Annotated in this window: 24 protein-coding genes; 19 read left to right on the top strand and 5 right to left on the bottom strand. The window is 66.6% G+C overall.

Annotated elements, in window-relative coordinates; all coding sequences use genetic code 11:
* Positions 1–19: 19 nt before the first annotated feature.
* From BCY78_RS11525 to BCY78_RS11505, 5 genes are all read left to right on the top strand, one after another.
* A complete protein-coding gene (locus BCY78_RS11525) occupies positions 20–1,684 on the top strand; it encodes a nitrite/sulfite reductase (RefSeq protein WP_068301728.1) in 1,665 nt (554 codons plus the stop codon).
* Entirely contained in the window at positions 1,674–2,384 is a 711-nt protein-coding gene (locus tag BCY78_RS11520) for a phosphoadenylyl-sulfate reductase (protein WP_068301727.1), read from the top strand. The genes BCY78_RS11525 and BCY78_RS11520 overlap by 11 nt, the downstream gene beginning before the upstream one ends.
* 13 nt (positions 2,385–2,397) lie before the next feature.
* Entirely contained in the window at positions 2,398–2,775 is a 378-nt protein-coding gene (locus tag BCY78_RS11515) for a DUF934 domain-containing protein (RefSeq protein WP_068301725.1), read from the top strand.
* Positions 2,772–3,578 (top strand): ferredoxin--NADP reductase, encoded by an 807-nt coding sequence (locus BCY78_RS11510; RefSeq protein ID WP_068301722.1) that lies wholly within the window; start codon positions 2,772–2,774, stop codon positions 3,576–3,578. The genes BCY78_RS11515 and BCY78_RS11510 overlap by 4 nt, the downstream gene beginning before the upstream one ends.
* Positions 3,579–3,744: 166 nt before the next feature.
* Positions 3,745–4,497, top strand: coding sequence for a trans-aconitate 2-methyltransferase (locus BCY78_RS11505; protein WP_068301719.1), 753 nt, complete (start codon positions 3,745–3,747; stop codon positions 4,495–4,497).
* 74 nt (positions 4,498–4,571) lie between these two features.
* Here the strand turns inward: BCY78_RS11505 and BCY78_RS11500 are convergent, their stop codons facing one another.
* Together BCY78_RS11500 and BCY78_RS11495 are read right to left on the bottom strand one after the other, a co-directional pair.
* Complete coding sequence (locus BCY78_RS11500; RefSeq protein WP_068301716.1) at positions 4,572–5,834, bottom strand: aminotransferase class V-fold PLP-dependent enzyme; 1,263 nt, start codon at positions 5,832–5,834, stop codon at positions 4,572–4,574.
* Between the two features lie 93 nt (positions 5,835–5,927).
* Positions 5,928–8,975: a hypothetical protein gene (locus BCY78_RS11495; protein ID WP_068301714.1), complete on the bottom strand. Its 3,048-nt coding sequence runs from the start codon at positions 8,973–8,975 to the stop codon at positions 5,928–5,930.
* Positions 8,976–9,217: 242 nt separating this feature from the next.
* Between BCY78_RS11495 and BCY78_RS11490 the strand changes: the two genes are divergently transcribed.
* From BCY78_RS11490 to BCY78_RS11475, 4 genes are all read left to right on the top strand, one after another.
* On the top strand, positions 9,218–9,853 hold the full coding sequence (locus BCY78_RS11490) for a queuosine precursor transporter (protein ID WP_068301713.1): 636 nt from the start codon (positions 9,218–9,220) through the stop codon (positions 9,851–9,853).
* A gap of 275 nt (positions 9,854–10,128) precedes the next feature.
* Positions 10,129–10,551, top strand: a complete 423-nt coding sequence (gene arfB, locus BCY78_RS11485) for an alternative ribosome rescue aminoacyl-tRNA hydrolase ArfB (protein WP_068301711.1) — start codon at positions 10,129–10,131, stop codon at positions 10,549–10,551.
* Between the two features lie 102 nt (positions 10,552–10,653).
* Positions 10,654–11,112: an NUDIX hydrolase gene (locus BCY78_RS11480; RefSeq protein WP_068301705.1), complete on the top strand. Its 459-nt coding sequence runs from the start codon at positions 10,654–10,656 to the stop codon at positions 11,110–11,112.
* Between the two features lie 69 nt (positions 11,113–11,181).
* On the top strand, positions 11,182–12,663 hold the full coding sequence (locus BCY78_RS11475; protein ID WP_068301703.1) for an inorganic phosphate transporter: 1,482 nt from the start codon (positions 11,182–11,184) through the stop codon (positions 12,661–12,663).
* Positions 12,664–12,743: 80 nt separating this feature from the next.
* Here BCY78_RS11475 and BCY78_RS11470 read toward each other — a convergent pair whose 3' ends face one another.
* Positions 12,744–13,649 carry a rhodanese-related sulfurtransferase gene (locus tag BCY78_RS11470; RefSeq protein ID WP_068301701.1) on the bottom strand — a complete coding sequence of 302 codons (906 nt, stop codon included), beginning with the start codon at positions 13,647–13,649 and terminating at the stop codon, positions 12,744–12,746.
* A gap of 28 nt (positions 13,650–13,677) precedes the next feature.
* Complete coding sequence (locus BCY78_RS11465; RefSeq protein WP_068301699.1) at positions 13,678–14,487, bottom strand: rhomboid family intramembrane serine protease; 810 nt, start codon at positions 14,485–14,487, stop codon at positions 13,678–13,680.
* A 452-nt stretch (positions 14,488–14,939) separates the two neighbouring features.
* Here BCY78_RS11465 and ffh point away from each other — a divergent pair, with 452 nt between their 5' ends.
* The 9 genes from ffh to trmD all read left to right on the top strand — a co-directional run bounded on the left by ffh (position 14,940) and on the right by trmD (position 20,826).
* The gene (gene ffh, locus BCY78_RS11460; protein WP_068301697.1) at positions 14,940–16,448 is read left to right on the top strand and encodes a signal recognition particle protein; all 1,509 of its coding nucleotides are present in this window, start codon (positions 14,940–14,942) and stop codon (positions 16,446–16,448) included.
* Between the two features lie 4 nt (positions 16,449–16,452).
* On the top strand, positions 16,453–16,992 hold the full coding sequence (locus tag BCY78_RS11455) for a GNAT family N-acetyltransferase (protein WP_068301695.1): 540 nt from the start codon (positions 16,453–16,455) through the stop codon (positions 16,990–16,992).
* Positions 16,989–17,516 carry a GNAT family N-acetyltransferase gene (locus BCY78_RS11450; RefSeq protein WP_068301690.1) on the top strand — a complete coding sequence of 176 codons (528 nt, stop codon included), beginning with the start codon at positions 16,989–16,991 and terminating at the stop codon, positions 17,514–17,516. Before BCY78_RS11455 ends, BCY78_RS11450 begins: the two co-directional genes overlap by 4 nt.
* Positions 17,513–18,076 (top strand): GNAT family N-acetyltransferase, encoded by a 564-nt coding sequence (locus tag BCY78_RS11445; protein WP_068301688.1) that lies wholly within the window; start codon positions 17,513–17,515, stop codon positions 18,074–18,076. Before BCY78_RS11450 ends, BCY78_RS11445 begins: the two co-directional genes overlap by 4 nt.
* 38 nt (positions 18,077–18,114) lie before the next feature.
* The gene (locus BCY78_RS11440) at positions 18,115–18,411 is read left to right on the top strand and encodes a chorismate mutase (protein ID WP_068301886.1); all 297 of its coding nucleotides are present in this window, start codon (positions 18,115–18,117) and stop codon (positions 18,409–18,411) included.
* A 75-nt stretch (positions 18,412–18,486) separates the two neighbouring features.
* A complete protein-coding gene (gene rpsP, locus BCY78_RS11435) occupies positions 18,487–18,843 on the top strand; it encodes a 30S ribosomal protein S16 (RefSeq protein WP_068301685.1) in 357 nt (118 codons plus the stop codon).
* 6 nt (positions 18,844–18,849) lie between these two features.
* Positions 18,850–19,485, top strand: a complete 636-nt coding sequence (gene bluB / locus BCY78_RS11430; protein ID WP_068301682.1) for a 5,6-dimethylbenzimidazole synthase — start codon at positions 18,850–18,852, stop codon at positions 19,483–19,485.
* A 10-nt stretch (positions 19,486–19,495) separates the two neighbouring features.
* Positions 19,496–19,999 (top strand): ribosome maturation factor RimM, encoded by a 504-nt coding sequence (gene rimM, locus BCY78_RS11425; protein WP_068301680.1) that lies wholly within the window; start codon positions 19,496–19,498, stop codon positions 19,997–19,999.
* Complete coding sequence (gene trmD / locus BCY78_RS11420) at positions 19,996–20,826, top strand: tRNA (guanosine(37)-N1)-methyltransferase TrmD (protein WP_068301677.1); 831 nt, start codon at positions 19,996–19,998, stop codon at positions 20,824–20,826. The genes rimM and trmD overlap by 4 nt, the downstream gene beginning before the upstream one ends.
* A gap of 4 nt (positions 20,827–20,830) precedes the next feature.
* Here trmD and BCY78_RS11415 read toward each other — a convergent pair whose 3' ends face one another.
* Positions 20,831–21,355 (bottom strand): hypothetical protein, encoded by a 525-nt coding sequence (locus tag BCY78_RS11415; protein WP_068301675.1) that lies wholly within the window; start codon positions 21,353–21,355, stop codon positions 20,831–20,833.
* A 439-nt stretch (positions 21,356–21,794) separates the two neighbouring features.
* On the opposite strand from BCY78_RS11415, the gene rplS reads away from it, so the two are divergent.
* On the top strand, positions 21,795–22,172 hold the full coding sequence (rplS, locus tag BCY78_RS11410; RefSeq protein ID WP_068301672.1) for a 50S ribosomal protein L19: 378 nt from the start codon (positions 21,795–21,797) through the stop codon (positions 22,170–22,172).
* Positions 22,173–22,180 lie beyond the last annotated feature (8 nt).

Genomic DNA, 22,180 nt, shown 5'->3' with positions numbered 1-22,180 from the left:
CCGTGTGAGGACCTGACCCATGTATGTCTACGATGATTTCGACACCGCGTTCCTGACTGAGCGCAACCGCCAGTTCCGCGAGCAGGTCGCCCGCCGCATCGACGGCTCGCTGACCGAAGACGAATTCCGTCCGCTGCGCCTGATGAACGGCCTGTACCTGCAGCTGCATGCCTACATGCTGCGCGTCGCGATCCCCTATGGCACGCTGAACCCGCATCAAATGCGGAAACTCGCGGATATCGCCGACCGTTGGGACGAGGGCTACGGCCATTTCACCACCCGTCAGAACATCCAGTACAACTGGCCGAAGCTGCCGGATGTGCCGGACATGCTGGACGCGCTGGCCGAAGTGGGCCTGCACGCCATCCAGACCTCGGGCAACACGATCCGCAACGTGACCTCGGACCATTTCGCCGGTGCTGCCGCCGACGAGCTGGTGGACCCGCGTCCCTATGCCGAGTTGATCCGTCAATGGTCCACCGACCACCCCGAATTCCAGTTCCTGCCGCGCAAGTTCAAGGTCGCGGTGACGGGCTCTGAAATCGACCGCGCCGTGACCAAGGCGCATGACATCGGTCTGCGCACGGTCCGCAAGAACGGCGCGGTCGGTTTCGAGGTCATCGTTGGCGGCGGCCTCGGCCGTACGCCGATGATCGGCAAGGTGCTGCGCGACTTCCTGCCCGTGGAAGACCTGCTGCCCTATCTCGAAGCGGCCGTCTCGACCTACAACCTGCTCGGTCGCCGCGACAACAAGTACAAGGCGCGCATCAAGATCACCGTGCACGAGAACGGCATCGATACGTTCCGCGAGCTGACAGAGGCCCGCTTCGCCGAGATCGCCCCGCAGTTCGACGCCGCCGCGACGCTGGAGCAGCTGGCCCGCATCGAGGCGATGTTCGCCGCGCCGTCGTTCCGCACGGCCTCGGATCTGGCCTATCAGGCCGCCTATGGCTCGGACCCGATCTTCCGGTCCTGGGCCGACACCAACCTGCACGCCCACAAGGCCGAGGGTCATGCCGTCGTTACCATCTCGCTGAAGAAGCATGGCGAGACGCCGGGCGATGCGACCTCGGAGCAGATGCGCCTGATCGCCGATCTGGCCGAGAAATACGGCTATGGCGAGATCCGCATCAGCCACGAGCAGAACGTGATCCTGCCGCATGTCCACCGCGCCGACCTGCCCGCCGTCTACAAGGCGTTGAAAACGCAAGGTCTGGCCACGGCGAATGTCGGTCTGGTGAGTGACATCATCGCCTGCCCGGGCATGGATTACTGCGCGCTGGCCACCGCCCGCTCGATCCCGATCGCGCAGGAGATCGCCACCCATTTCGACGCGCTGAAGCTGGAGCACGACATCGGCCCGCTGAAGATCAAGATCTCGGGCTGCATCAACGCCTGCGGCCATCACCATGTCGGCCATATCGGCATCCTCGGCCTCGATCGTGCGGGCGTGGAGAACTACCAGATCACGCTGGGCGGTGACGGGTCGGAAGACGCCTCGCTGGGCGAGCGGACGGGTCCGGGCTTTGCCTATGACCAGATCGTGCCGGCCATCGAGCGCATCCTGCGCGCCTATCTGGAGATCCGCGAAAGCCGCGAGGAAACCTTCCTCGAAGCCTATCGCCGGGTTGGTTTGGCTCCGTTCAAGGAAGCCCTGTACGAGGCCGAACGCCATGCAGCCTGACCTGACGCGGCTCAACGCCCGCTACGAGGGTGACGCCGAGGGCGCGCTTCGCGTAGCGCTCTCGGGTGCACTGGGCAAGATCGCCATGGTGTCCAGCTTTGGCGCGGACAGCGCCGTGCTGCTGCACCTCGTGTCCCAGATCGACCGGGACACGCCGGTGCTGTTCATCGACACGCTGATGCTGTTCCAGGAGACGCTGGATTATCAGCGCGATCTGGCCGAGCATCTGGGCCTGACCGATCTGCGTGTGATCACCCCGGGCAAGGATGCGCTGGGCGCGACCGACCCGTTCAACCGCCTGCATCTGGCCGATCAGGACGCCTGCTGCGACCTGCGCAAGACCCGGCCGCTGGAACAGGCGCTGAAGGGGTTTGATGGCTGGATTACCGGGCGCAAGCGCTTTCAGGGCGGGGCACGGCAGGGCATCGACATGTTCGAATACGATGCCGATTTCCACCACCTGAAGATCAACCCGCTGGCCAGCTGGAACGGCAAGGATCTGGCGGCCTATATGGACGCCCATGCGCTGCCCCGGCACCCGCTGGTTGCCAAGGGCTATCCGTCGATCGGCTGCGCGCCCTGCACCAGCCCGGTCAAGGCGGGCGAGGATCCCCGCGCCGGTCGTTGGCGCGGGTCCGACAAGGACGAATGCGGCATCCACGTCGTCGACGGCCGCGTGATCAGAAGACAAGCATCGTAAGGGGATCCGACAGATGAGCGTGATCGTCACCGACCGGGGCTTCAGCCCGGACACCCATAACGGCGAGTGGTTCGACCTCGCCTCGGACGCCGATATCGCGGCGGTGGAGCGCCAGATCGAGGGCGTCTCGGCCATCCGCGTGGCTTTCCCGGCCTTCTCGGACGGCCGTGGCTTCACTCTGGCCGCCCGCCTGCGCCGCGCCGGCTTCACCGGCCGTTTGCGCGCCGCGGGCCATGTGATCGCCGACCAATATGCCATGGCCCGCCGCTCGGGCTTCGACGAGGTCGAGATCTCGGATGATCTGGCCGCGCGTCAGCCGCAGGAGCAATGGCTCAGCCGTGCCGATTGGCAGGGCAACGATTACCGCGCCCGCCTTCGGAGGATCGCATGAACGTCGCCGTGAGTGCCAAGGTGAACCCTGACCTGCAGACCGTGACCGCGGTGACGCATTGGACGGATCGTCTGTTTTCGTTCCGCGTGACCCGTCCGCAGAGCCTGCGCTTCCGCTCGGGCGAGTTCGTGATGATCGGGCTGGAAGGTGACAACGGCAAGCCGATCCTGCGCGCCTATTCCATCGCCTCGCCCGCCTGGGACGAGGAGCTGGAGTTCTATTCGATCAAGGTGCCGGACGGCCCGCTGACCTCGAAGCTGCAGAACGTGCAGGTGGGCGAGCAGATCATCCTGCGCCCGAAGCCTGTGGGCACGCTGGTGCATGACGCGCTGAAGCCGGGCAAGCGGCTGTGGTTCCTCGCCACCGGGACGGGTTTCGCGCCCTTCGCCTCGCTGCTGCGTGAGCCCGAGACCTGGGAGAAATACGACCGCGTCGTGATGATGCACACCTGCCGCGAGGCCGGGGAGCTGGAATACGGCCGCAAGCTGGTCGAGGACCTCTCGAGCGATCCGCTGATCGGTGAACTGGTCGACGGCAAGCTGCATTACTACCCGACGACCACGCGGGATGAGAGCCAGTACAAGGGCCGCATCACCGACAATCTGGTGAACGGTCAGGTCTTCGCGGATCTGGGGCTGGAAGGCCCGCTGCTGCCCGAGCGCGACCGGGCGATGGTCTGCGGCTCGCTGGCGTTCAACAAGGACGTGGCGGCGGTGCTGGATGGCTTCGGGCTGGAAGAAGGCTCGAACTCGGCCCCCGGCGACTATGTGATCGAGAAGGCTTTCGTCGGCGACGGCATCTGAGCCGTGGGCGCTGTGGTGGGATGAAATCCCACCCTACGCAGGACAAGACGCCCGTGCCGCAAGCGCGGGCGTTTCGCATATCAAACGGGAAGGCTTTCGTCCGAATGTTGAACCCGCCCGGCATCCCGCTTAACCTCGGCACGACGCGTTTGTACGAAGGACCGTGATGTCGGAAGAGCCCAAGACCCCGCCCGCGACCGCCACGGAGCCGCTCGGCGCGAAAGCCGCCGAAACTCTCCCCGAGGAGACGCTCTACATCGCCGAACTGGGCGCCCTGCAGCGGAGTGGCGACAAGGATATGGCGCAGGTTTCCTATTTGCGTGAGGGGGTCTTCGATTACCAGACCTATCGCCGCATCCAGACCGAGGGCAACAAGCGCAAGCTTGGGGCGGTCTTCGTGCAGGAGCCGATGATCCGCGATCTCGCCGCTTATGCGGAGGCAGGCGGCCCGGTTACGCGGATCCTTTGTCACGGGACCCGGAACGCCGCGGAGCAGGGGTTCTTCAAGGCCGCCCTTCCGGGCGTTTCAGTGCTGGGGACCGAGATCTCGGACACGGCGACGCAGTTTCCCGATACCGTGCAATGGGATTTCCACGAGATGAATCCCGATTGGGCCGGGGCCTTCGATCTGGTCTATTCCAACAGCTGGGATCACAGCTATGACCCGGCGAAAGCCTTTGCCACTTGGGCGCTTTGCGTCAGGCCGGGTGGTTTGCTGGCCCTCGAGCATACCAAAGCGCATCAGGCGCGGCGGGTCAACGCGCTGGATCCGTTCGGCACCAATGTGCCCAAGTTGATCGAGCTGGTCGAAACCCTGCCCGGCATGGTGCATGAGACGACGCGCGTCTTCGGTGAGAAGCCGCGCTGGAGGCGGTTGGTGCTGTTCCGCAAGGCTCCCGCAACAGCCGCTCCGGCCTAGGGCAGAGGGTCACGGGCCGATGGTCACGGGCGGGCGCTCGCCTACCGTTCCGCGCCAACCCGTAGGGTGGGGTTTCACCCCACCTGTGCCAGCGCCTCTTCCATCGCGCCCAAGAGCTTCGCCACCTCGGCCTCGGTGTTGTAATGGCAGTAGGACACCCGCAGACAATCCGGCTTGCCCAGCGGCACCAGCACGTTGCCCGAGTAATTGTCGGCTTTGCGGATATGCGTCCGGACGCCCTTGGAGCCAAGGAACTCCACCAGTGCCTTGGTGTCCCAACCTTCGACCGTGATCGAGATCACCCCCTCGCGCGGGGTATCCCCCTCAGCCGCGATCAGCTCGACCCCCGGCATCTCGGACAGACCACGCAGGTTGCCGGTGCCGTTCAGGATCAGCCCGGTCAATTTGGCTTCCTCGTCATGGATCGCCGAGCCGGCGGCTTCCAGTCGGGTGCGGCGGTCGTCCGACTCCGAGAACTGGCTGCCCAGCCAGTCGAAATAGGCCACGACGTCCGAGAAGGTCGCATAGGCGCCCGTATCCCGCGTCCCCAGCTCCCAGCTCAGCGGGCCATTCCCGGCGATCTGCTCATGCGCCAGCGCCGTCAACCGGTCCGAGACCCAGCCCACGCCGTAGCCATGGCGCGAGAACATCTTGTAGGGGCTCAGCGCATAGCCATCGACGTCGTAATCCGTCACATCGACCGGGCCGTGGCAGGCATGCTGGATGCCGTCAACGAGCACGATCGCATTCGGCGCGACTTCGCGGATCGCGGCGGTGATCGCCTTCACATCGGTCGATTTGCCGGTCACCGGCGAGGTGTGGATGATCGAGGCCACGCGGATATCCGGGCGCAGCACAGCCTTGTAAGCCTCGGCGGTCACCAGACCCGTCGCATTGTCATGCACCACCTCGATCAGCTCGCGGCCGGTCTGTTCGGCCCAATGCGCCATGGCAGAGCCCATCGCCGGATGTTCCAGCGTCGAGCGGATCATCACGCCGCCCTTCTCGGAGCCGGTGGCCGCGTTGCGCACCAGACGGAACAGCACTTCCGAGCCGCTCTCGCCAACAAAGACCACACCCTTCGGCGCGTTGAGGAACAGGCGCATGTCGGCCTTGCCCTTGTCGATCGCAGCCATCAGCGCCTGCGAGGCCACGTTCGGCCGGCCCTGGTTGTCGGGATACGAGGCATAGGCCGCCGAGGTCTCGACCACCGATTTCAGCCGCAGCGCACCGCCGGCATTCTCGAAGAAGGCGCGCGGGCCCTCGAACGGGCAGACGTCGATGTGGGCGAAGCGGTCGCGGACCTGGTCCATCAGGCCGGGCGTATCGGAGATCATGGCATCATCCTGTCGTGAAAAGGCGCATGGCATTGACCTGCAACGCCATGCGCCGATTGGCAAGTCCCGGCCCGTGAATGGGGCCGGGATCGGTTATTTCATCGGCCGCGGATCGGGACGACCCGGCATCGGTGCCGCCGGGGCTTCGGTGAACGGCGTCGGCGTCTCACCGGCGAGGTGGCGCGCCAGCAGGGTCTGGGCGAAATAGGCGAAGCCGCCCTCGGGGTACATTTTGAGATAGGTCCAGATCCCCTCGGCCCGGCCATCGGCCCGCGCCATGTCCCAGGCCTCGAAATCGCTGGGGCGCTGCGGGCCAACGGGGGCCACGACCGGCGGCGGGCTCACGGGATCGGGACGGACCTCGTCCGGGGCGTAGATGTCGCGCGCATGCAGCCAGCCGCGCGCGTCGCCGGAATGCAGCCCGCGCGGATATTGCGCCAGATAGGCCAGCATCGCCTCGGCGGTGTTCGACTGGCGGGCGGCCTCCCACGCGCGGGCCTCGCTCATCGCGACCGAGGAGTCGGCGGCCGGCGGCGTGGGCGCGACGGGCGCACTGGCCTGCGGTTCCGGCTTGTCGTCGAGGCTGCCTTGCGGCGGCAGTTGCGAGGGCGGGGGCATCGGGATCTCGGCCCCCGGTGTCGTGGCCGCTTCCTCGACCGCCGGTGTTCCGCCGAGGCTGGACAGGAAGGCGCGCTGGATCGCCTCGGCGGCCTCGGGCGACTGGCCCTCGGTCTTGACGGCCAGCCACGGCATCAGGTTGTCGCCCGCCGGGGCTTCGGCCACGGCATAGAGCACCTGAACACGCTCGCCGCCGATGACCTCGGCCCCGCGCAGCAGGCGCAGGCGCAGGTCGCCGAGGGTGACCGTCTCGCCGCTGTCAGTGATCGGCATCGAGGCGAAACCGCTGAGCATCTCGGCGAAGCCTTCGTCATCCGGCGACTGTCGCGGCATCCCGGCCATCGACGCGGGGGTGAAGATGCGCATCATGATCTCGGTGCTGACATCGGCCTGCCGGTCGGGGCTTTGGAACCACAGCTCCATCTCCGAGCGCCCGGTGCGTTCCCGGCGCAGGGTCATGCCCGGCGGGACCGCGAAATCGAGGCCGAAGCGCGTCATCCGCTCCCAATCCGCCGGAACCTCGCCCAAGACGAAGGGAGCGGGTTCGTAGGCTTCCTCGGACGGTGTTTCAGGCAGGGTCGTGGCTTGCGGCTCGCTGTCGGGAAGGGCGGCGCGGACGCGGTCCATCAATTCGGGCGGGCAGGCCTCGGCGCCGGCGGGCAGGGACAGGGACAGGGCGGCCTGCGCGGCATCGAGGCGGGCCTCATCGCCGGGTTGGGCCATGATCGCGGCCATGTAGGGGGGCTCGCCATCGACACAGCCCTGCGGGACGAACACGCGCAGCGGATAGCCGGCCTCGGCACCGATCTCGTTCTGGTCGAAATCGCGGGTCGAGGGGCCATAGATCACCCAGACCGGCTGGCCGTCGAGCTCGGTTTCGACCAAGGCATCCAGACCGTTGAGCATGCGCCGCAGCTGCTGCTCCACTCCGCGCCGCAAATCCCCCGCCGCGACGAGGGTGTGACGCGTGCCATCGGCATCGGCGAGGAACAATTCCGTGCTGTTGCGGCGACGGACCAGATCCACGACCGTGGCCCCGTCAGCCGGGCGCAACGTGACCTGTCCGTCGGGGAGCACTTCGACCTCGGCAACGGGCGTTTCCTCGGGCGTGTCTGCAGGGGCCTCCTCTGCCGGGGTCGCGACGGCCAGCGAGGCCAGAACGCCCGCGGCCATCTGCAGCGCGTCTTCCTCGGGCACGCCCTCGGCGCGGAAGCCCATCAGGCGGATCTCGTCGGCGTCGTTGGCTTCCAGATCCACGAGGTAGACGCCGATGCGATTGGCCTCACCCTCGTCGGTGGCATCGACGGTCACGAAGGTCAGCAGCATTCGGTCGCCAAGGATCACCCGGCGCGCGCTGACCGCCGACAGGCCGCTTTCACCGCCCAACAACGCCTCGGTGAAGGCGGGGTCGGTGGGGGCGGCGGGCAGGCGCTCGGCGGGGAAGACGGACATTGCCACGCCGGCCTCGCCCTCGGAGCCGTCGGGCGTGCCGCGCAGCGCCATGTCGCGCACCGGGGTGGTGACATCGCGGGTCAGCTCCAGCCCCGGAGGCGCAGCGATACGCAGGCCGAAGCGTTCGATGCTGGTCCAGCCCTCAGGCACGGTGCCGGACGGATCGGGCATGGCTTCGACCGCGGCGAGGACCCGGTCGAGCATCAACTCGGTCTGCGTCGGCGCTGCCTCGGTGACCGCGTCGGCCGTCTCAGCGGGCGCTTCCTCCGTTGCAGCCGGGGCGTCGGCGGTCGTTTCACCGTCGTTGGGTTCGGCTTCGGCCAAACGCACGCCATCGACCATCGGCTCGGCAATCGTCACGCCGCCCTGTGCCTCGGCGATGACCACGCCCTCGGCCTCATCCTGCGCGCCGTCGTCGTCCGGTGTGTCCGGCTCGGCACTTGTGTCGGGCTCCACCACGGTGAAGCTGTTGAGGAACCGCGCCTCGATGGTGCCGACGACCGCGCCGCCGATCCCGGCCGAGACGACGCCGACCATCATCGCCTCGCCCTCGTTCAGCTCTTGCGAGATGTAGACGACAGCGTTGCGCTCGATCCCCTCGGCGTCGACGGCGCTGCCGCGATACTCGACCAACGTGAACCGACCGATCTGCCGCTCTTCGCCGGTGGCGGCCATCGTCACCCGTGTCATCTGCCCGAGGAAGGCCAGCATCGCCTCGGACCCGGCTTCGGGCAGGCCCGCGAATTGCTCGGCGTCGAGGCGCTGGGCCGACAGATACATCCCCTGCGTCCGCTCGGCGTCAAAGCTGCTGACGGCGTAATAGCCGGCGCTGTCTTCCTCGACCGGGATGTCGCTGGGCATCTCGAAGCGGAAGCCCAGACGTTCGACACTCGCCCATTCCTCGCCGACCGGGGCCGCCTGCGTGTCTGGCACGACGACCGGGGCCGGGGGCGGCATGGTCGTGGCCTGCTGCGCGACGGCGGTCACCGGCAGGGACAGGACAACGGACAGCGCCAGCACGGCGGTCGAGCCGTGGAGGCGGGAGCGGCGCAGAGGGGTAAAGGACGGCATCGGAAATTCCTCGGGGATAAAACAATCGCGGTAACGATAGCACTGATCCCCCGTCTGCAAAGACCCGGCCCGACCAAGTTCGACCGTGGTCGATCACATCGGCATCAGCCCGCCGGTGGCGTCAGCCGGCGCGATCCGCCCTTGCCAGACAGGCTCGACAGGCGTAGAGGGGCGCGTCGTCACGCCGCCGATACGGCGTAGGACCAAGTCCCCGACCACCTTGTAAAAACGGTTTCAGAGATATGACCCGCATCTACCTGCCCGGCATCCTAGCCATGGCCGCCATCGTCGTGGCCTCGAATATCCTCGTGCAGTTCCTCCTTGGTGACTGGCTCACCTGGGGCGCACTGACCTATCCCTTCGCCTTCCTCGTCACCGATGTGATGAACCGCGTCTATGGCCCGCAGGCCGCGCGCCGCGTCGTCTGGGCAGGCTTCGCCGTCGGCGTCGCCTGCTCGCTGATCGGCACGCAGATCATGATCCAGGGCGACGGCTATGAATTCCCCGCCGTGACGCTGCGCGTCGCCGTGGGCTCGGGCGTCGCGTTCCTCGTGGCGCAGATGACCGACATCGGCGTGTTTGCCGCAATTTCGGGCCGGACGTGGTGGAAAGCCCCGCTGGTCTCGACGCTGATCGGGGCCTCGCTGGACACCGCGATCTTCTTCTCGGTGGCTTTCGCAGCCGCCTTCACCTGGTTGGAGCCGGCGGCGGATGTTAGCTGGGCGCAGGAAATGGTGCCAGCCCTTGGTGTCGGTCCGATGACAAGTTTGTGGGTTTCTCTCGCGATTGCCGACTGGATCGTCAAGATTTCCCTGGCCCTGATCGCTTTGGTGCCGTTCCGCATCATCACCGGGAAAATGACGCAAAAACTGGCGTGAAAACTTTTGACAAACACCAGATCTGTGCCACCATCGCCTTACCGTTCAACCCAGCGAAAGGAGGTGGTCCAGTGTCGAGAGTGATATTGGAGAGAGGTGTCGGGACAGTCGGAGGGGGCAAAAGCTGACGGCAGCCCGTCAGGCTGATAACCCACGATTGAGCCAGTTTCTAACCGGTTCCATCTCCTGAAGCTCGTGAGGGCCGCTCGAATAGCCGGGCGGCCCTTTCGATTGTCCCGCATGGAATTGACCCCGCAACACTCTATCTGAACCCTATGCTCTACGTGACCGACCAGATCGTCCTCCAGGATTGGGAGATGACCGAAAGCTTCACCCGCTCCTCGGGGCCCGGGGGGCAGAATGTGAACAAGGTTTCGACAGCGGTCGAGCTGCGGTTCGAAGCAGAACGCTCGCCCGCTCTCCCGCCGGCGGTCAAGGCGCGGCTGAAGCGGCTGGCCGGACGGCGCTGGACGCTGGACGGGGCGCTGGTCCTGCGGGTTGAGGATACCCGCAGTCAGGCGCGCAACCGGGAAATCGCCCGCGAGCGTCTTGTCGAGCTTATCCGGCAGGCCACCATTGCTCCGCGTCGTCGGATTGCAACAAAACCGAGCTATGGTAGCCAGCAACGCCGCATGGACACAAAAACCAAGCGTGGCGCGGTCAAATCGCTGCGCGGACGAGTTGACGAAACGGAATGATTGCGTTTCATAGATGTTAATAATTTTTCGATAATGTGCGGTTCCGGTCGGTTGCCTCTCTGAGGCCCGCGGAAGGACCGCCACGGAGGTCAGCAGTATCGGATGAAAGCCAGCGCCGTTTCCGCTTTCCGCTCGCTCGTCGAGCCGGTCTTCAAGCGTCCTGAATTCGTTCAGGCCGCCGCCTTGTGCATGCGGAAAGGCAAGAAGGGCGCCGAAGTCCTGATGATCACCAGCCTGACCACCAAGCGCTGGATCGTGCCCAAGGGCTGGCCGATGGAGGGCCGTTCGATGGGGCAGGCCGCCGCGCAGGAGGCCTGGGAAGAAGCCGGTGTCAAAGGGCATCTGGACGAAGACGCGCTGGGCAGTTTCACCTACCGCAAGATCGTCAAGGGCGGTGTGCCCGTGTCCTGCCGGTGCTGGGTCTACCGTATCGACGTCGACAAGCTGTGCGACGATTATCCCGAGAAGGGCCGCCGCCTTCGCGCCTGGATGAAGCCGGGCGAAGCCGCAAAGGCCGTCACAGAGCCCGAACTGCGAGAGATTCTTAAGCGTTTGGCCTGACTCTGCTGTTGTGATGCCTCGGCTTGCGCGTTAGGGGCAACGTAACAGTTTTATGACACGGGGCCTGCAATGACCTCTCCTGCCGATCCGAATGCCAAGGCCATCAAGACGCTCGACAAGGACCTCGGGCGTATCGGGCTTCTTGAACAGGCGACCCTTTTCACCGCGCGGCCGCTGGTCGGCCCGGGCATCGCGCTAGTCTTCATCGTTCTCGCCGCGCTGGGCGCCGCGACCATCACGGGGGCCGGTCCGGGCACCTGGGTGGTGGTGATTGCTGCCGCGATCGGCGCCTACATGGCGCTGAACATCGGTGCCAACGACGTGGCCAACAACATGGGCCCGGCCGTGGGCGCGAAGGCGGTGACGCTGGGCGGCGCGCTGCTGATCGCCGCCATCTGCGAGACGGCGGGGGCGCTTCTGGCCGGGGGGGACGTGGTCTCGACCGTGTCGCGCGGCATCGTTGCACCGGAATCGGTAGCCGAGCCGGCGATCTTCGTCTGGGCGATGATGGCGGCGCTGCTGGCCGGGGCCCTCTGGATCCACCTTGCCACCGCAATGGGTGCGCCGGTGTCGACCACGCATTCGATCGTCGGCGGCGTGATGGGCGCAGGTATCGCGGCCGCGGGCCTCTCGGCGGTCAACTGGCCGGTGATGGGCGCGATTGCGGCCAGCTGGGTGATCTCGCCGCTGATGGGCGGGGTCATCGCGGCGCTGTTCCTGGCGATCCTGAACAACCGCATCCTGTACCGCGAGGACAAGCTGGCCGCGGCCCGGACCTGGGTGCCGGTGCTGATCGGCGTCATGGGTGGGGTGTTTGCCACCTATATGGCGATGAAGGGCCTGAAGAAGCTGGTGCATCTGGGGCTGGGCGAATCCGTGTTGATCGGCCTGATCGTCGCGGTGCCGCTGGCGCTGATCATGCGCCCGGTGATTGCCCGCCAGTCGCGCGGGCTGGAGAACCGGACGAAGTCGCTGAAGGCGCTGTTCTCGATCCCGCTGGTGTTGTCGGCGGCGCTGCTGTCCTTTGCGCATGGCGCCAACGACGTGGCCAATGCCGTGGGGCCGCTGGCGGCCATCGTGCATGCGGTGCAGGACGGGGCCTCGGGCGACCGGGTGCAGATCCCGTATTGGGTGATGATCGTCGGCGCCTTGGGCCTGTCGGTGGGCCTGATGCTGTTCGGGCCGAAGCTGATCAACATCGTCGGCTCGGAAATCACCCGGTTGAACGCGATGCGCGCCTGGTGCGTGGCGCTGGCGGCGGCGGTGGTGGTGATCGTGGCCTCGTGGCTGGGTCTGCCGGTGTCCTCAACGCATATCGCCATCGGCGGGATCTTCGGCGTGGGCTTCTACCGCGAATGGTACCACGAGAAGATCCTCAAACAGAGCCGCGACCTCTCGGCCCTGCCGGTCGAGGAACGGACCCGGCGCAAAGTCGTCCGGCGCTCGCATATGCTGACGATCCTGGCAGCCTGGGTAATCACCGTGCCGGCGACGGCGCTGTTGTCGGGCGGCATGCTCTGGGCGGCGACGCTTCTGGCCGGTCTTCGGTAAGCGCAAAGGTGGGGTGAAACCCCACCCTACATCGCCCGCGCGACACCCGTAGGGTGGGATTTCATCCCACCGCTGCGCCGCTATTCCCGACCGAGATGCCGCTCGCCACGCTGTTCGGCCAGCGCCACCTGCTTTTGCCGCTCGCGGAAACCGGCGCGGCGCTCGTCGCTGAATTCCGACAGGCAATGGTGGCAGCTGACGCCGTCCTCATACTCGGGACGGCTCAGATCCTCGGGCACCAGCGGCCGGCGGCAGGCGTGGCACATGACATGGCCGGTCGGCGTCAGCCCGTGCCCGACCGCGACGCGCTGGTCGAAGACGAAGCAGCCGCCGTGCCAGAGGCTGTCCTCGGCGGGCACGTCCTCCAGGTATTTCAGGATCCCGCCCTTGAGGTGATAGACCTCCTCGACGCCCTGCTGCAGCAGCCAGTTCGTCGATTTCTCGCAGCGGATGCCGCCGGTGCAGAACATGGCGATGCGCTTGTTGTGGAAGCGGTGCTTGTTCTCCTCCCACCAGCCGGGGAATTCGCCGAAGCTGGTGGTGCCGGGATCGACCGCGCCCTCGAAGGAGCCGATCGCCACCTCGTAATCGTTGCGCGTGTCGATCACCGCGACATCGGGGGCCGAGATCAGCGCGTTCCACTCATCCGGCGCGACGTAATGGCCGACCGAGGCGCGCGGGTCCACATCCGGTTGCCCCATGGTGACGATCTCGCGCTTCAGACGCACTTTCATGCGGCCGAAGGGCATGGTCTCGGCCGGGCTTTCCTTCCACTCAAGGCCAGCGCAGCCGGGCAGGGCGCGGATATGCGCCAGCACCGCGTCGATGCCTTCGCGGGTGCCGGCGATGGTGCCGTTGATCCCCTCGGGCGCCAGCAGGAGCGAGCCCTTCACCCCCTGCGCGCAGCAAAGCTTCGCCAGCGGCCCCTTGATCGCAGCGGGGTCGTCGAAGCGGGTGAAGTGGTAGAGTGCGGCAACGGTGAGCATGGCGGCCCTTTAGCGCTAGTCGGCCCTCTCAGGCAAGGAAGGTCTCGACGAGCAGCGAGATCACGAAGAAAAACACCGCCGCCTTGACCCAGAACCACAGGGCCGAGCCACCGGGGCGCGACACGCCGATCCGGGGCAGCCAGCGACCGGCACCGAGGAACCCGGGCTCGGAATGCGGCTGGGGCGGTTGGAACAGCGGGACGTCGCGCCAGCGCATGACGGTGATCAGCACCGAGCCCGCCGCGAAGCCGCCGACATGGGCCCAGAAGGCGACGCTGGCCTCGCCGGGATCGACGGCCAGAGCCGAGATCAGGTCCAGCACCACCGACAGCCCCACCACCGCGCCGGCAGGGACCAGCAGCGGCACGCGCAGGCCCACTAGCACAAGCACATGCGCGCGGGGATGCAGCAGCAGATAGGCGCCCATCACCCCGGCGATGGCTCCGGAGGCGCCGATCACCGGGACCTCGGGCTGGGCGGTCATCAGAGCCTCGGCCCCGGCGCCGGCCATGCCGCAGAGGACGAAGAAGACGGGGTACAGGACATGCCCCATCGCGTCCTCGATATTGTCGCCGAAGACCCAGAGGGTCAGCATATTGCCGACAAGATGCAGCCAAGTCGCATGCAGGAAGATGTAGCTGACCATCTGGCCGATCACCTCGGGCGTGCCGCCGGGCGGGTTGAGGCCACCGACCCGGTGCAGCGTCGCGGGGGTGAAGGCGTAATCGGGCCAAGGCACCTGCAGCACGAAGACCAGCAGGCAGGCGACGATGATCGCCCAGTTGACGAAGGGAAAGCGGATATGCCGCGTCGGGTTGTGGTCGGCGAGAACGAACATCTGAAAGGTCTTTACTGAGGCTGGCGGAAATGCGCCGGGACCGGTGGTAGCATATTCCGGCGCGGATGCATCCCGCCATCAACGGTAAGCCGGGCGTGCGCCGGGCCGTGGGATGGCGCCGCAACACCCGTGGTCTTCGCTTTATGGCGTCAGGCCCAGATGACCTCGATCCGTAGCGCAAGGTCCCCAAGCGCCAGCCCGCCGGGACGGGCCGGCGCTCGCCCGGCGGCTTCGCCTTGATTCCGGGCGGGGTGGCGCGGGGATCGATGCCAACGGGTCGCCAGCCCCTATTTCCTTGACTCTCTCGCCCCTCGCGCTTATCTGCGGCTCAATTCCCCGGATGCCCAAAGCGTCCGGTCCCATCGCTTTTGCGGGGATCGCCATCCGTCAGCGCGTTGCGCCCACGGGTGCGGAACCCCGTGCACCCGAAGCCTGTCCCGAAAGGACCGCGCATGTTCGAGAACCTGTCAGAGCGCCTTGGTGGCGTCTTCGACCGCCTCACCAAGGCCGGTGCGCTCAGCGCCGACGACGTGACCGCCGCCCTGCGCGAGGTGCGCGTCGCGCTTCTGGAGGCCGATGTCTCGCTGCCCGTCGCCCGCAGCTTCATCAAGCGCGTGCAGGACAAGGCCACCGGGGCCTCCGTCACCAAATCGGTGACCCCCGGCCAGCAGGTGGTGAAGATCGTTCATGACGAACTCATCGCCACGCTGAAAGGCGACGAGGATCCGGGCAAGCTGAAGATCGACAACCCGCCGGCGCCGGTGCTGATGGTCGGTCTGCAGGGCTCGGGCAAGACGACGACCACCGCGAAACTCGCCCGCCGTCTGAAGGAGCGCGAGCACAAGCGCGTGCTGATGGCGTCCCTCGACACCAACCGCCCGGCGGCGATGGAGCAGCTTGCGATCCTCGGCGGGCAGATCGGTGTTGACACCCTGCCGATCGTCAAGGGCGAGAACGCCGTGCAGATCGCCAAGCGCGCCAAGTCGCAGGCGACGCTGGGTGGCTATGACGTCTACCTCCTCGACACCGCCGGTCGTCTGCATATCGACGAAGTGCTGATGGACGAGGTTCAGGCCGTCCGCGATGCCGTCAACCCGCGCGAGACGCTGCTGGTGGTCGACGGCCTGACCGGTCAGGACGCCGTCAACGTCGCCACCGAGTTCGAAGGCAAAGTCGGCATCTCCGGCGTGGTCCTCACCCGTATGGACGGCGACGGGCGTGGCGGCGCGGCGCTGTCGATGCGCGCGGTGACCGGCAAGCCCATTCGTTTCGTCGGCCTCGGTGAGAAGACCGACGCGCTGGAAAGCTTCGAGGCAGAGCGGATCGCCGGCCGTATCCTCGGCATGGGCGACATCGTGGCCCTCGTCGAGAAGGCGCAGCAGACGCTGGAGGCCGAACAGGCCGAGCGCATGATGAAGCGCTTCCAGAAGGGTCAGTTCAACATGAACGACCTGAAGCAGCAGCTTGATCAGATGCTGAAGATGGGCGGCATGCAGTCCGTCATGGGCATGATGCCGGGCATGGCGAAGATGTCGAAACAGGCCGAGGCCGCGGGCTTCGACGACAAGATGCTCAAGCGCCAGATCGCGCTGATCAACTCGATGACCAAGAAGGAGCGGGCGAACCCCGACCTTCTGCAGGCCTCGCGCAAGAAGCGCATCGCGGCGGGTGCGGGTCTGGAAGTCTCCGAGCTGAACAAGCTTCTGAAGATGCAGCGCCAGATGGCCGACGTCATGAAGAAGATGGGCAAGGGCGGGATGCTCAAGCAGGCCATGAAGCAGATGTTCGGCAAGAACCCTGACATGGCCGAGATGCAGAAACAGATGGCCGATCCCGAGGCCATGAAGGCCGCGCAGCAGGCGCTGGGCCGGACCGGCGCGCTGCCGGGCGGTCTGCCGGGGCTGGGCGGCGGTGGCCTGCCGGGCGGCCTGTCCGGTCTGGGCTTCGGCAAGAAACGCTGATCCGATGAACGAAACCCTCCTCCCCTTCGCGACCCCTGCCGTGCCGGTCCTCGTGACCGAACGGCTGGTGCTGTCCGCGCCGGTGTTGGCGGATTTCGAACATGCGGCGGCCTACCATGCCTCGGACCGCGCGGTCTGGGAGGGCGGGCCCTATCACCGTCACCACGCTTGGCGGATCTGGGCCGCCGATGTGGCTTTGTGGATGCTCAAGGGCTATGGCCCCTTCCGCGTCGCCCATCGCGAGACCGGCGAATGGCTGGGCGAGGTCGGGATCTTCCACGGTGACGAATTCCCTGAGGCCGAGCTGGGCTGGATGGTCGCGCCGCATGCCGAGGGCAAGGGCTATGCCGCCGAGGCCGCCCGCGCGGTGATGCTTTGGGTTCGCCAGCATTTCGGCTGGGACGATATCGTCAACATCATCGACCCGAAGAACCAACGCTCCATCGCTCTGGCGCTGCGCCTCGGTGGCCGCATCGACACCAAGCGCGAGGGGATCGACGCCTCGGACGTGGTGATCGTGCATGATCTGCGGGGGCTGGCATGAGCGTCACGCTGTCCAACACCCCCGTGCTGACCACCGAGCGTCTGGTGCTGCGTGCGCCGGTTGCCGCCGACTGGCCCGCCTTCCACGCCTTCATGACGGATGCCCGTTCGGAATTCGTGCGGCCGGGTGAGCTGGACGAAGGCAAGGCCTGGCGCGCCTTCGGCCATGTGATCGGCCATTGGGTACTGCGCGATTTCGGCATGTTCATCATCACCGAGAAGGGCAGCGACGCCGCGCTCGGTTCGGTCGGTCCGTGGCGCCCCGCTGGTTGGCCCGAACCCGAGATCGGCTGGTCCATGTGGTCCGCCGAGACCGAGGGCAAGGGCTATGCCTTCGAGGCCGCGCAGGCAGTGCAGGCTTGGGTTCGTCCGACCCTCGGCTGGACGCGCTTCGTCAGCTACATCGACCAGAAGAACATCCGCTCGCAGGCTTTGGCCCGTCGCTTGGGTTGCGTGATCGACCCCGCAGCCGCGGCCATCGAAGAGGGCGTCGACGCCTGGGTGCATCCGGAGGGCGCGGCATGAGCATCGCCCAAGCTTTCGAGGCTGCCGTTCCCCAGTTGGAGACCCCGCGCCTGATCCTGCGCGCGCCGCGCCTGTCGGATTTCGACGCCTTCGCCGCCTATCAGGCCAGCGAACGCTCGAGCTTCACCGGTGGCCCGCTGGAGCGCAACCTCGCGTGGCGGTCCTTCGGGCATGTCGTCGGGCATTGGGTGCTGCGCGGCTACGGCATCTTCGTGATCGAGGAAAAGACCACCGGCCGCGCCATCGGGACCACCGGCCCGTGGTTCCCCGAGGGCTGGCCCGAGCCGGAACTCGCCTGGACCCTCTGGGCGGGCGATATCGAAGGCAAGGGCTATGCCGCCGAAGCCGCCATGGCGGGCCGTGCCTATGCCTATGAGGCGCTGGGCTGGACGGCTCCGATCAGCATGATCCTTGACGGCAACACCCGCTCGGAAGCCTTGGCTGCCAAGCTGGGCTGCGTGCGCGAGAGCGGCTTCACCCATGCGCAATTCGGCGCGTGCTCGGTCTGGCGCCACCCGGCGGCCGACGCACAGGGCGCCGGCATGGAGGCCTATGCATGAGCACCCAATCGACCAACGTGCCCAACCCGGAGGCCCCGATGAGTGACGATACCGAACGCGCCGCCCAGCTGCTGCGCGAGCATCGCGAAAGCATCGACCGGCTGGACGCGATCCTGGTCTACACGCTGGCCGAACGCTTCAAACACACGCAGGCGGTGGGCAAGCTGAAGGCCGAACACGCCCTGCCGCCGTCGGACCCCGCGCGCGAGGGCCGGCAGATCGAACGGCTCGAATGGCTGGCCAACGAGGCCGACCTCGACCCCGAATTCGCCAAGAAATTCCTGAACTTCATCATCTCGGAAGTGATCCGTCACCACGAGAAGTTGCAGAACTGAACACCCCGGATCGGCGTGGCCCCCGCACTGCAAATGCAAGGCCCGCCTCAACAGCCATCGATAGGAGATACAACCATGGCTACCAAAATCCGTCTCGCCCGTGGCGGCTCGAAAAAGCGCCCGTTCTACGCAATCGTCGTCGCCGACAGCCGCATGCCGCGTGATGGCCGCTTCCTCGAGAAGGTCGGCACCTACAACCCGCTGCTCGCCAAGGACAGCGAAGAGCGCGTGAAGCTGGACCTGGAAAAGGTTCAGGCCTGGCTCGACAAGGGCGCCGTCCCGACCGACCGCGTCGTCCGCTTCCTGGAAGCCGCCGGCCTGCGCGCCAAGACTGAGCGTAACAACCCGAAGAAAGCCGTCCCGGGCAAGAAAGCCCAGGATCGTGCCAAAGAGCGCGCCGACAAAGCCGCTGCTGCGTCGTCGGAAGAGTAATCTTTCGTGACAGGGAAGGCGTTCAGCCCGGCGTTCCGCGCGGAGCTGGCCGAATTGCTGCGCTGGCGGCGCGATGTGCGCCGCTTCCGCACCGATCCGGTCGACGAAACCGTGCTGGCGCGGTGCCTCGACGCCTTCCGTCTGGCCCCCTCGGTGGGGCTGTCCGAACCCTGGCGTCTTGTCCGGGTCGGCAGCCCCGCCGCGCGGGAGGCCGCCTTGACGAATTTTCAGGCCGCCAATGCCGAGGCCCTGTCGGGCTATGACGGCGACCGTGCCGAACGCTATGCCGGGCTCAAGCTCTCGGGCATGCGCGAGGCGCCGGTGCAGCTGGCGGTCTTTTGCGACGATTCCGCGCCCAAGGGGGCCGGTCTCGGCGCGCGCACCATGCCCGAGATGCGACGCTATTCCGTCGCCGGCGCGGTGATGCAGCTCTGGCTCATGCTCAGGGCCGAGGGGCTTGGCCTCGGCTGGGTGTCCATCTTGGATCCCGACCGGTTGGCCGCCGATCTCGGCGTTGACGAGGGCTGGCGGCTCGTGGCCTATCTGTGCATCGGATGGCCGGAAACGGATGATTGCGAACCGGAGCTGGAGAAGGCGGGCTGGGAACAGCGCGCCGCCGATGTGCCGGTCGAGTGGCGATAGGGGCGACAGGATGAGCGAACGGGTCTGTGTGGGCGCCATCGCCGGGGCCTTCGGGGTCAAGGGCGACGTGCGTCTCAAGAGCTTCTGCGCCGAGCCGACGGCCATCGGCGATTATGGCCCCCTCTTCACCGAAGACGGCAAGCAGAGCTTCAGCGTCAAGCTGGGCCAGCCGATCCCCAACGGCTTCTCGGCCCGTTTGGGCGGCGTCGGCACGCGCGAAGCGGCCGAGGCCCTGCGCGGCATCCGCCTTTATGCCGACCGCGACAAGCTGCCCTCGCTGCCGGACGACGAATTCTACCACGCCGACCTGATCGGCCTGACCATGATGGACACGGGCGGCAATGTGATCGGCAAGGTCACCGCGGTGCTGAACCACGGCGCGGGCGACATCCTTGAGGTGCAGCGCGCCGGCAAGGGCTCGGCCTTGGTGCCCTTCACGCTGGCCGTTGTGCCGACAGTGGATGTGGCTGGCGGTCGCATCATCGCCGACCCGCCCGAGGGTCTGTTGGAATGAGCGACGAGACCGGCGACAAACCGGAGGCCGAAGGCGTGAATCCCAAGCGTTCGCACGGGCGCGTGGCGATCCGGCTTTCGGTACAGCCCGAGGACCTGATGGGCGGCCCGCCGCGCGTCAAAGGCGCGTGGACGGCGAAGGTCATCACCCTGTTTCCGGCGGCCTTTCCCGGCGTCTTGGAGCAATCGCTGACCGGCAAGGCGATGGATCGCGGCCAATGGCGGCTGGAGACCTTGGACCTGCGCACCTTCGGCGAGGGTAAGCACCGCAATGTCGACGACACGCCCGCGGGCGGTGGCGCCGGCATGGTGCTGCGCGCCGATATCGTCGCGCGGGCTTTGCGGGTGGCCGATCAGGGCAATCCCGGTCGCGCACGTTGGCCGGTCGTCTATCTGTCGCCGCGCGGAAAGCCCTTCGATCAGGCGACCGCCCGCCGCTGGGCGCAATGCGACGGGATCACCATGCTCTGCGGCCGGTTCGAAGGCGTGGACCAGCGGGTGCTCGACCATTTCCAGATCGAGGAAGTCAGCCTTGGCGATTTCGTCCTGACCGGCGGCGAGATCGCCGCGCAGGCGATGATCGACGCAACCGTGCGGCTGCTGCCGGGCGTCTTGGGCAATGCGGAGTCGACCGAGGAAGAGAGCCATTCCAACGGCTTGCTGGAACATCCCCAGTACACCAAGCCCGCTGTCTGGGAGGATCGCGAGATCCCGCCGGTGCTGCTGTCGGGCAACCATGCCGAGATCGCCAAATGGCGCCGCGCGCAATCAGAAGCCCTGACCGAAGAGCGTCGCCCCGACCTTTGGGCGCGGCACAAGGGCAAGTGACGGCTTACCAGTTCGCGCCTTGGCGGGCGTAGCATTCCTCCAGAACCTCCAGCGCGGCGGTCGAGCCGTTCAGGATCCACTGGCGTTCCTCCTCGCCCTCGGGCGCGGTGGTGACGTAATTGCCGTCCATCATCTGCTGGCGCATCTCGCCGGTCAGGCTGACCTCAGCCCAGCCGCCGCGATAGATCTCGAAGCCGACCGGGATACGCTCGGCATCGACCGCGAAATGCCCGCTGACCGAGGCGCCGTAGGCCGTGCTGGGCGCCTGTTCGGTCGGCACATACATCGCCCAGCCATCCAGCATGTCGCCGCGCCGTTCGATCAACAGCGGGCCCGCGGCCTGCAGCGGGATCGTGCCGCGGCAGCCGACGAACTGGCCGTCCTGTTGCAGCACCTCGATCAGCCAGTTGCGGACATTGCCGTAGAAGCTGGAAGATTCCGCCGGATTCGTCGGGTTGGCGAGGGCGGGAAGCGGGCTCAGGCTGGCGGCCAAGGTCAGGCAGGCGATCAGGGCGGGCTGGCGGGTCACGAGGGGCTCCGGCGAAAGGGTCTGGCGCAAAAGGGCTTTGGACAAAGGTGACTGTGACGCGGGGCGGGTCAAGTTGGTTAAGGTTTCGATCACGGGGGCGTGATCTGTCCTGCGCAGTCGCTGCAGTCATCGGTCAGGATGTGCCCTCGCCATGCGCTTGATTTCGGCGTGACGGGAGGCGGGCAAAGGCCTTGTTTTGCAGGGCTTGACCCACGGCCATCGGGGCCCTATACGGCGGCGGTCCGGGGGCGGAATCGCCCGCCGGGCCGTTTTCGTTTGAACCCCGTCTTCGCCGACGGAGCAAGGCCCAAGCGAAAGGTACAGAACGACGACCGAAATCTCTGGCGGACGGCCATTTGGCGGGATCCGGTGGGTGACCAGAGCTCTGGGCGGCACAGACCTTCACGGAACAACCGTGAGCATCATAGGAGAAGATCAGATGAACCTGATCGCAGAACTCGAAGCCGAGCAGATTGCTGCCCTCGGCAAAGACATTCCGGATTTCAAGCCGGGCGACACCGTTCGCGTCGGCTACAAGGTGACCGAAGGCACGCGCTCGCGCGTTCAGATGTTCGAAGGCGTGTGCATCGCGCGTTCGGGCGGCCTGAACATCGGCGGCTCGTTCACCGTGCGCAAGATCTCGTTCGGCGAAGGCGTCGAGCGTATGTTCCCGCTCTACTCGACCAACATCGACTCGATCGCCGTGGTGCGTCGCGGTAAAGTTCGCCGCGCCAAGCTGTACTACCTGCGCGAACGTCGCGGCAAGTCGGCCCGTATCGCCGAAAAGACCAACTACCGCCCGCTCGGCGATAAGTGAGGAACAGG

Origin of the sequence: Pararhodobacter sp. CCB-MM2 (assembly GCF_001691415.1) — a bacterium.
GTDB lineage: Bacteria > Pseudomonadota > Alphaproteobacteria > Rhodobacterales > Rhodobacteraceae > Pararhodobacter.
Note: the sequence above shows the minus strand (reverse complement) of the source record. Positions and strands in the feature narration are given on the sequence as shown.

Bases quoted from the DNA above. Each gene is read 5' to 3' on its own strand.
- BCY78_RS11510 (WP_068301722.1), top strand. From the start codon at position 2,772: ATGAACGTCGCCGTGAGTGCCAAGGTGAACCCTGACCTGCAGACCGTG.
- BCY78_RS11505 (WP_068301719.1), top strand. From the start codon at position 3,745: ATGTCGGAAGAGCCCAAGACCCCGCCCGCGACCGCCACGGAGCCGCTC.
- BCY78_RS11445 (WP_068301688.1), top strand. From the start codon at position 17,513: ATGAGCATCGCCCAAGCTTTCGAGGCTGCCGTTCCCCAGTTGGAGACC.
- BCY78_RS11455 (WP_068301695.1), top strand. From the start codon at position 16,453: ATGAACGAAACCCTCCTCCCCTTCGCGACCCCTGCCGTGCCGGTCCTC.
- BCY78_RS11440 (WP_068301886.1), top strand. From the start codon at position 18,115: ATGAGTGACGATACCGAACGCGCCGCCCAGCTGCTGCGCGAGCATCGC.
- BCY78_RS11520 (WP_068301727.1), top strand. From the start codon at position 1,674: ATGCAGCCTGACCTGACGCGGCTCAACGCCCGCTACGAGGGTGACGCC.
- BCY78_RS11490 (WP_068301713.1), top strand. From the start codon at position 9,218: ATGACCCGCATCTACCTGCCCGGCATCCTAGCCATGGCCGCCATCGTC.
- BCY78_RS11515 (WP_068301725.1), top strand. From the start codon at position 2,398: ATGAGCGTGATCGTCACCGACCGGGGCTTCAGCCCGGACACCCATAAC.
- BCY78_RS11500 (WP_068301716.1), bottom strand. From the start codon at position 5,834: ATGATCTCCGATACGCCCGGCCTGATGGACCAGGTCCGCGACCGCTTC.
- BCY78_RS11475 (WP_068301703.1), top strand. From the start codon at position 11,182: ATGACCTCTCCTGCCGATCCGAATGCCAAGGCCATCAAGACGCTCGAC.
- BCY78_RS11495 (WP_068301714.1), bottom strand. From the start codon at position 8,975: ATGCCGTCCTTTACCCCTCTGCGCCGCTCCCGCCTCCACGGCTCGACC.
- ffh (WP_068301697.1), top strand. From the start codon at position 14,940: ATGTTCGAGAACCTGTCAGAGCGCCTTGGTGGCGTCTTCGACCGCCTC.
- BCY78_RS11450 (WP_068301690.1), top strand. From the start codon at position 16,989: ATGAGCGTCACGCTGTCCAACACCCCCGTGCTGACCACCGAGCGTCTG.
- BCY78_RS11470 (WP_068301701.1), bottom strand. From the start codon at position 13,649: ATGCTCACCGTTGCCGCACTCTACCACTTCACCCGCTTCGACGACCCC.
- trmD (WP_068301677.1), top strand. From the start codon at position 19,996: ATGAGCGACGAGACCGGCGACAAACCGGAGGCCGAAGGCGTGAATCCC.
- BCY78_RS11465 (WP_068301699.1), bottom strand. From the start codon at position 14,487: ATGTTCGTTCTCGCCGACCACAACCCGACGCGGCATATCCGCTTTCCC.
- BCY78_RS11525 (WP_068301728.1), top strand. From the start codon at position 20: ATGTATGTCTACGATGATTTCGACACCGCGTTCCTGACTGAGCGCAAC.
- rplS (WP_068301672.1), top strand. From the start codon at position 21,795: ATGAACCTGATCGCAGAACTCGAAGCCGAGCAGATTGCTGCCCTCGGC.
- arfB (WP_068301711.1), top strand. From the start codon at position 10,129: ATGCTCTACGTGACCGACCAGATCGTCCTCCAGGATTGGGAGATGACC.
- BCY78_RS11480 (WP_068301705.1), top strand. From the start codon at position 10,654: ATGAAAGCCAGCGCCGTTTCCGCTTTCCGCTCGCTCGTCGAGCCGGTC.
- rpsP (WP_068301685.1), top strand. From the start codon at position 18,487: ATGGCTACCAAAATCCGTCTCGCCCGTGGCGGCTCGAAAAAGCGCCCG.
- rimM (WP_068301680.1), top strand. From the start codon at position 19,496: ATGAGCGAACGGGTCTGTGTGGGCGCCATCGCCGGGGCCTTCGGGGTC.